The 6,556-nt window shown below is 75.6% G+C and carries 5 protein-coding genes; 3 read left to right on the forward strand and 2 right to left on the reverse strand.

Annotated features, from left to right (window positions below; all coding sequences use genetic code 11):
• Nucleotides 1-27 precede the first annotated feature (27 nt).
• Nucleotides 28-600: a GNAT family N-acetyltransferase gene (locus SGA01_RS22075; protein ID WP_141298151.1), complete on the forward strand. Its 573-nt coding sequence runs from the start codon at nucleotides 28-30 to the stop codon at nucleotides 598-600.
• A 105-nt stretch (nucleotides 601-705) separates the two neighbouring features.
• On the opposite strand, the gene SGA01_RS22080 is transcribed toward SGA01_RS22075, so the two are convergent.
• The gene (locus tag SGA01_RS22080; RefSeq protein WP_141298152.1) at nucleotides 706-2,826 is read right to left on the reverse strand and encodes an ABC transporter permease; all 2,121 of its coding nucleotides are present in this window, start codon (nucleotides 2,824-2,826) and stop codon (nucleotides 706-708) included.
• Nucleotides 2,820-3,599 carry an ABC transporter ATP-binding protein gene (locus SGA01_RS22085; protein ID WP_141298153.1) on the reverse strand — a complete coding sequence of 260 codons (780 nt, stop codon included), beginning with the start codon at nucleotides 3,597-3,599 and terminating at the stop codon, nucleotides 2,820-2,822. Before SGA01_RS22085 ends, SGA01_RS22080 begins: the two co-directional genes overlap by 7 nt.
• 115 nt (nucleotides 3,600-3,714) lie before the next feature.
• On the opposite strand from SGA01_RS22085, the gene SGA01_RS22090 reads away from it, so the two are divergent.
• On the forward strand, nucleotides 3,715-4,860 hold the full coding sequence (locus SGA01_RS22090) for a DUF2786 domain-containing protein (RefSeq protein WP_141298154.1): 1,146 nt from the start codon (nucleotides 3,715-3,717) through the stop codon (nucleotides 4,858-4,860).
• 87 nt (nucleotides 4,861-4,947) lie between these two features.
• Nucleotides 4,948-6,556 (forward strand): FUSC family protein (locus SGA01_RS22095; protein WP_141298155.1); only part of this gene is annotated, 1,609 nt, incomplete at its 3' end.

Consider the following 6,556-nt stretch of genomic DNA (forward strand, 5'->3'; position numbering starts at 1 on the left):
TCCGACCTGGAGTGGAAGGCGACGACGATGTACGCGATGTCCCTGGGTGACGACGGCGCGGAGCTGCGCCCGCTCGAACCGTGGCAGGCCGACGAGTTCCTGGCGCACATGGACCGGGGGCGGGAGTTCATCGGCGCCCGCAACGGCCTCCCCGACGTCGTGACCGACCTGGAGTCGAGCCGGGCCTTCCTCCGCGGGTACGCGGAGAAGGTGGCGTCCGACACGGGCCGGATCCACGGCATATGGCTCGGCGACGGCACGCTCGTCGGCGCCGTGATCCTCCGGTCGCTGGACACGAGGTCCGGCAGGGCCGAGGCGGGCTGCTGGCTGGAGCCGGCGGGGGCCGGCAGGGGCCTGGTGACCCGGGCCGCGCGGGCGCTGATCGACTGGGCGATAGAGGTGCGGGGCATCCGCCGGGTGGAGTGGGTGGTCGCCTCCGGCAACGGGCCGAGCATCGCCGTGGCCCGGCGCCTCGGCATGACGCGGGACGGCGTCCTGCGGGAGAGCTACGCCTACCGGGGCGAGCTGCACGACGAGGAGGTCTGGTCGGTCCTCGCGTCGGAGTGGCGGTCGGCGAAGCCGGCCGACTCCGCCTCCTAGGGCCAGGCGGGACTTTCCGGACAGGCCCCAGGGCTCCGCGCGTGCGTGGAGGGGCGGTGACCCGGCTCCGACCCTTGTCACCGCCCCGTGTCCCACCATCGCCGCTCAGCGCGTGAGGCGCCACGCGGGGAGGGCCGACGAGGCGACCGCGACCGTCGCGCAGACCGCTCCGGCGGCGCCGACCACGGCCCACGGGAGGACCAGGGCGACCGGGGCCGAGAGCGAGGCGAGGCCCGCGCCCAGGGTGCCGAGGACGGCCGCCGTCACCGCGAGACCGAGCAGCGCCCCGATCGCGGTGGCGAGCACCGCCTCGCCGGTGACCACCCGCAGGATCTGGGCCCGGGTGGCGCCGGCCAGCCGCAGGGAGGCCAGTTCCCCGCCGCGTACGGAGGTCGCCATGAGGAGCGTGTTGGCGAGCCCGATGACCGTGTAGACGAGGGCGATGCCGAGGACCAGGATCATGCCGAGCCGGGTCTGCGGGCTGCTCGCCGGATGGTCGGCCGCGGCCCACGCGGCGGCGGTCCTGACGGTCCCGCCGCTCGCCTCCAGGGCCCGCGCCGTGGCCGCGCCGCCGCCGCTCGCCTCGATCCGGTCGAGGGGGGCGCCGGGCGCGTTCGCCCGGGTGACGAACGGGCCGTTGTCGCCGGTCCCGAGCGCGAGGACGGCCACGACCCGGAGGCGTACGGGACCGCTCCCGTCCGCGCGCCAGATCTCGACGGTCTCGCCGATCCGGTGCCGCTCGAATTCCTCGTTGACGACGATCGACCGGTCGTCGAGGTCCCGCAGGTCCCCCGCGACGACGGGCAGCCGGGCCAGCTCGGCGAAGGCCGCCGGGTCGGCAACCGCCCGCGCCCCGTACTTGACGACGGCCTCGGCCCCGTCCCGTACGAAGAGGGAGGTCGACGCGGTGGGGGAGACGACGGCCCCGGCCGGCAGAGCGGACACCGCGACCGGCTTCAACTCCTCCCCGCTCACCACGTACTGAGCGGCCGTCTGCTCCCGTGCCTCGACGCCCCGCGTCTGCGTGACGCTCGCCGCCGAGCCGAAGAGCGTCCCGGCGAGCGCGACGGTGACGAGGACGGGCGCGGCGACGGCGGCGGTGCGGCGCACGGAGGCGGCGCTGTTCTCCCGTACGAGCGTCCCCACGGCCCCGCGCAGCCGCAGCAGTCGCGCCACGGGCCGCACCAGGAGCGGGGAGAGGAGGGCGACGCCGCCGATGAGGAGCATCGGGAGGGTCGTGTACGTCTTCCGCTTGAGCAGCTCCGACGGTTCGGTGGCGTACGTCCAGACGAGCAGTCCGAGCCCCGTGAGGAGGAGTCCCGCGCCGAGGAGGGCCCGGCCGAGCGGCAGGACGTCGGTGTCGACGTCCGCCTCGCGCAGCGCGGCCGTCGGGCCGACCTTCCCGGCCCGGCGGGACGCGGCGACGGCCCCGGCGAGGGCGACGGTCAGACCGGTCCAGAAGGCGAGGTGGAAGGGCCAGACGGCGTCGCCGACCGCGAACCACTCGGGTGCGAGCCCGCCGTCGACCAGCGCCCGGGCCAGCAGGGGAGCGCCGGCGGCGCCGAGCGCGCACCCGGCGGCGGAGGCGAGCACGCCGAGCGCCGTGGCTTCCGCGAGGAGCATCCTGCGGACCTGGCCGGGGGTGGCTCCGGCGGTGCGGAGCAGGCCGAACTCGCGCCGCCGCAGGGCGACGGCGAAGGCGAAGGTGGAGGCGACGACGAAGACGGAGACGAAGGCGGTGACGCCGCCGGTGGTGCCGAGGAGGGCGTTGAGGCCGACGAGGGCCTGGGCGTCCCGCTCGGGGTCGGGGTCGGCGTTCCGTCGTGCGTCGCCGGTGAGGACCTGGGCGCGGTCGCCGACCAGGGCCCGGACCTCGTCGGCGGGGGCGTCGAGGCCGACGGCGTCGGGACCGCCGGATTCGGTGAGGGGCCAGCGGGTGCGCAGCTCGCTCACCAGTTCTTTGTCCACAGGCTGTGGACGGTCGAGTCGCTGCGACACGGGGACGGTGTCAGGACCGCGCCGAACGTCGAGCGTCAGTCGGTCCTGGCCCTGGACGACGACCGGCGAGGAGGCGAACCGCTGGGGAGAACGCTCGGGCGCGTGGAAAGTGGCGGAGAGGCCGAGACCCATGGTGGTGAGCAGCCCGACGCCGAGGGCGAGGGCGAGGAATCCGCCGAGGAAGGAGGCCCAGCGGGCACGGAGACCGGAGAGGACGACGCTCAGCATGCCAGGCTCCCCACGGGGTTGTCGGAACCGGGAGAGGCGGTCTCGGGGGCTTCGAGACCGGCCATCCGGGCGGCGACCGACTCCACCGTCGGCGCCCTCAGTTCGCCCGCCAGGCGGCCGTCGACCAGGAACACCACGCGGTCCGCGCGTGCCGCGGCCACCGGGTCGTGGGTGACCATGACGATCGTCTGGCCGTCCTCGTCGACGAGTCGGCGCAGCATGGCGAGGACCTCGCGGCTCGTCGTCGAGTCGAGCGCGCCCGTCGGCTCGTCCCCGAAGAGGACGGCAGGCCGGGTGATCAACGCCCGGGCGATCGCGACCCGTTGCTGCTGCCCGCCGGAGAGCTCCCCGGGCCGGTGCCGCTCCCGCCCGGCGAGCCCGACGCGTGCGAGGGCCTCCCTCACCTCCGTACGGGAGGGGCGGCGGCCGGCGAGGCGGAGCGGCAGGGCGACGTTCTGCGCGGCCGTCAGGCTCGGCAGCAGGTTGAACGACTGGAAGACGAAGCCGATCCGGTCCCGCCGCAGCAGGGTCAGGCGCCGCTCGCTCAGCCCTTCCAGGGCGGTCCCGCCGACCTCCACGCTCCCGGCGGTGGGCCGGTCGAGTCCGGCGGCGCACTGGAGCAGCGTGGACTTGCCGGAGCCCGAGGGGCCCATGACGGCGGTGAAGGTCCCGGCGGCGAAGTCGAGGTCGACGCCGTCGAGGGCGCGGACGTCGCGGTGGTGGCGGGTGAGCCCCCGGAGCCGTACCGCGGTGGTGGTCGTGGTCTTCGTCATGGCTCAAGCGAACCGTTTCCGCCGCCGCCGATCACGACCACTGCCGGGCGTCCGGGAGGTATGCCTGGCCCTACCTCTCGCGTAGTCCCTGCGGGGGCGGGGAGACAATCGGAGGATGGGACACCAGGACGGCACGGGCGGCGGCGCCACCATCATCGACAAGGCCTTCGAGGCGCTGTACGCGAGCGACGACGTCTCGCTCGACACGGCGGCCTCGCTCCTCGCCGCCGCCGACCGGGCGGTGGACGCGGAACTGTCCCGGCGCGGCGAGGAGTTCGTGCGGACGCTGTGGACCAGGGGCTGGCAGCCGGCGGACCTGGCGCGCACGGTCCGCCGCGAGCTCGCGGACGAGCACGTCCGCCTCCTCTCCTCCCTGATCAGGACGGAGACGGCGGCCTACGAGCGCCTGCCGCACCGCTGGCAGGCACAGCTCGACGACCTGGACGCGGGCACCACCCGCCCCACGGACCGCTTCTCGTACGCGACGACCGTCCTGGAGCTGTACCGGATCCTGGTCCGGCTGCCGAGGCTCGACGCGGTGGGCCCGGTGCCGGGCGAGACGCTGCCGCCGGCGGCAGTGGGCGAGCCCCGCATGCTGACGCGCATCAGGGCGCTCCTCGCGAAGGCGGAGGCGACGGGGTACCCGGAGGAGGCGGAGGCGCTCACGGCGAAGGCCCAGGAGCTGATGGCGCGGCACAGCCTGGACGAGGCGACGCTCGCGGCGGGCGCGCCGTCGCCGGAGACGCCGGGCGCGATCCGGATCGGGGTGGAGCCGCCGTACGAACAGGCGAAGGCGATCCTGCTGGACGCGGTGGCGACGGCGAACCACTGCCGGGCGGTGTGGAACGAGGCGTACGGCTTCTCGACGGTGGTCGGCTTCGAGGCGGACCTGGACCCGGTGGAGCTGCTGTACACCTCGCTCCTGGTCCAGGGCACGGCGGCGATGACCCGGGCGGAGGCGGAGCAGCGGGCGGGCGGCCGCAAGCGCACGAAGTCGTTCCGGCAGTCCTTCCTCCTCGCCTACGCCAACCGGCTGGGCTCCCGCCTGTCGGCGACGTCCCGCCGGGTCGCCGCGGAGGCCCCGACGCTCCTCCCGGCCCTGGCCTCCCGCGACCTCGCGGTCACGAACCGCACCGACGAACTCTTCCCGGAGACCCGGTCGACGAGGGTCCGGGCGGCCTGGGACGAGGAGGGCTGGACCCACGGCGCCACAGCAGCCGACAAGGCCGGTCTCCACCCCCACCGGCGTCACCTGCCGTAGCGCCCACGCGCCCCCACCCCTTTTCGGGAAGGGGTGGGGTGGGGGGAAAAGCCCGTTTGGTGGGTGTTCGCGGATACGCTCAGGGCCATGAGTTGGCTCCGGGCCCTGAAGGAGACCGCCCGCTCGGGGCTCACCGTCGAGCGGCCGCGGCTCGAACCCGCCATCGCCGCCCGAGGCGCCCTCGGACTCGCCCTCGTCGTCGGGTTCTCCCTCGCCCTCTTCGGCCCGACCGTCGCCGCCTCCTCCGCCTTCGGCGCCTTCCAGGCGGCCATCGCCACCTTCCAGCGTTCCTGGCGCCCCCGCCCCACCCTCGCCCTCGCCTCCGGCGCCAGCCTCGCCGTGTCGACGTTCCTCGGCTACGTCACGGGCGCCGGCTCCCACCCGTACCTCTTCCTCGCCCTGCTGATCCTCTGGACGTTCCTCTCGGGGCTCGCCTGGGCCGCCGGCCCCACCGCCGGCATCATCGCCTCCTCCAACGTGGCGATCATGCTGGTGACGGTCACCCTCCCCACCTCCGTCGCCACCGCCGCCGGCCACGCCGCCATGATCTTCGCCGGCGGTGTCGTCCAGGCCGCCCTCGTCGTCCTCCTCCCCGTCCGCCGCTGGGGCGCCCAACGCGACGCCCTCGCCGACGCGCTCGCCGCCGAGGCCGACTACGCCCGCCGCCTCCGCCACGACCCGGTCGCCCCCTTCGACCCCGTACCCCTCATGACGGCCCGCAGCGCCGCCGCCGTGACCCCCCGCCAGGCCCGCAACCGCCCGGCGGAGCTGCACGGCGCGCGGGGCTTCGCCGAGCGGATCCGCCCGGTCCTCGCCTCGCTCGCGGACCCGGCCGTCGGCGTGCCGGAGGAGGGGCCGCAGCGGGACCGCGTGCGCGAGCTGCTCGCCGCCGCGGGCGCCGTCCTCGACGCCGCCGCGCACGCGATCCGGCACGGCGAGCCGGTCACGCTCCCGCCGCCCGCCGTCGCCGTCCTGCGCACCCCGGACACCGGCGCGATCCTCTCCGGCCCGCCCCGCCGCGCCGCCCTCCGCCTCTCCGCCCTGCTCGGCGACGTCGTCGAGACGGCGGAGCCCCGTACCGAGACGAGCTCGGACGAGGCCCGCACCCGCCCCACGATGGTCCGTCTCGGGCCGATCGTCCTCGCGAAGATGCGCGCCGAGCTGCGCCCCGACTCCCCGATCCTGCGCCACGCCGTCCGTGTCTCCGCGGTCACGGCCGCGGGCTACCTCCTCGGCACCGCGCTCCCCTTCGGCCACGGCTACTGGGCGCCGATGGCCTCCGTCATGGTGATGCGGCCGGACTTCACGCAGACGTACGCCCGCTCCGTGGCCCGCTTCGGCGGCACGCTCGTCGGCGTGGCGCTCGCGACGGCGGTCGTCCGGACGGCCCACCCGGGCACGTACCTGTCCGCCGCCCTGGCCGTGCTGTGCGCCTTCGGCATGTACCTGCTGATGCGCACGGGATACGCCGTCAGCCAGGTCTGCGTCGCCGCGTACGTCGTCTTCCTCCTCGGCATGGACGGCGCCGGCCTCACCCAGACGGTCCGGGAGCGCGTGCTGCTGACCCTCCTCGGCGGGCTGCTCGCCATGCTCTCCTACGCCGTCTACCCGGCCTGGGAGACGCCCCGGCTGCGCGGCCGCCTCGCGGACTGGCTGGCGGCGTCCGGCCGGTACGCCGCCGCCGTCGCCGCCCGGT

The sequence above is a fragment of the Streptomyces gardneri genome (assembly GCF_006539185.1).
In the GTDB taxonomy this organism is placed as follows: Bacteria; Actinomycetota; Actinomycetes; order Streptomycetales; family Streptomycetaceae; genus Streptomyces; species Streptomyces gardneri.

Excerpts from the sequence above, each read along its gene's own strand:
- SGA01_RS22080 (WP_141298152.1), bottom strand. The coding sequence starts at position 2,826 with ATGCTGAGCGTCGTCCTCTCCGGTCTCCGTGCCCGCTGGGCCTCCTTC.
- SGA01_RS22075 (WP_141298151.1), top strand. The coding sequence starts at position 28 with ATGTACGCGATGTCCCTGGGTGACGACGGCGCGGAGCTGCGCCCGCTC.
- SGA01_RS22085 (WP_141298153.1), bottom strand. The coding sequence starts at position 3,599 with ATGACGAAGACCACGACCACCACCGCGGTACGGCTCCGGGGGCTCACC.
- SGA01_RS22090 (WP_141298154.1), top strand. The coding sequence starts at position 3,715 with ATGGGACACCAGGACGGCACGGGCGGCGGCGCCACCATCATCGACAAG.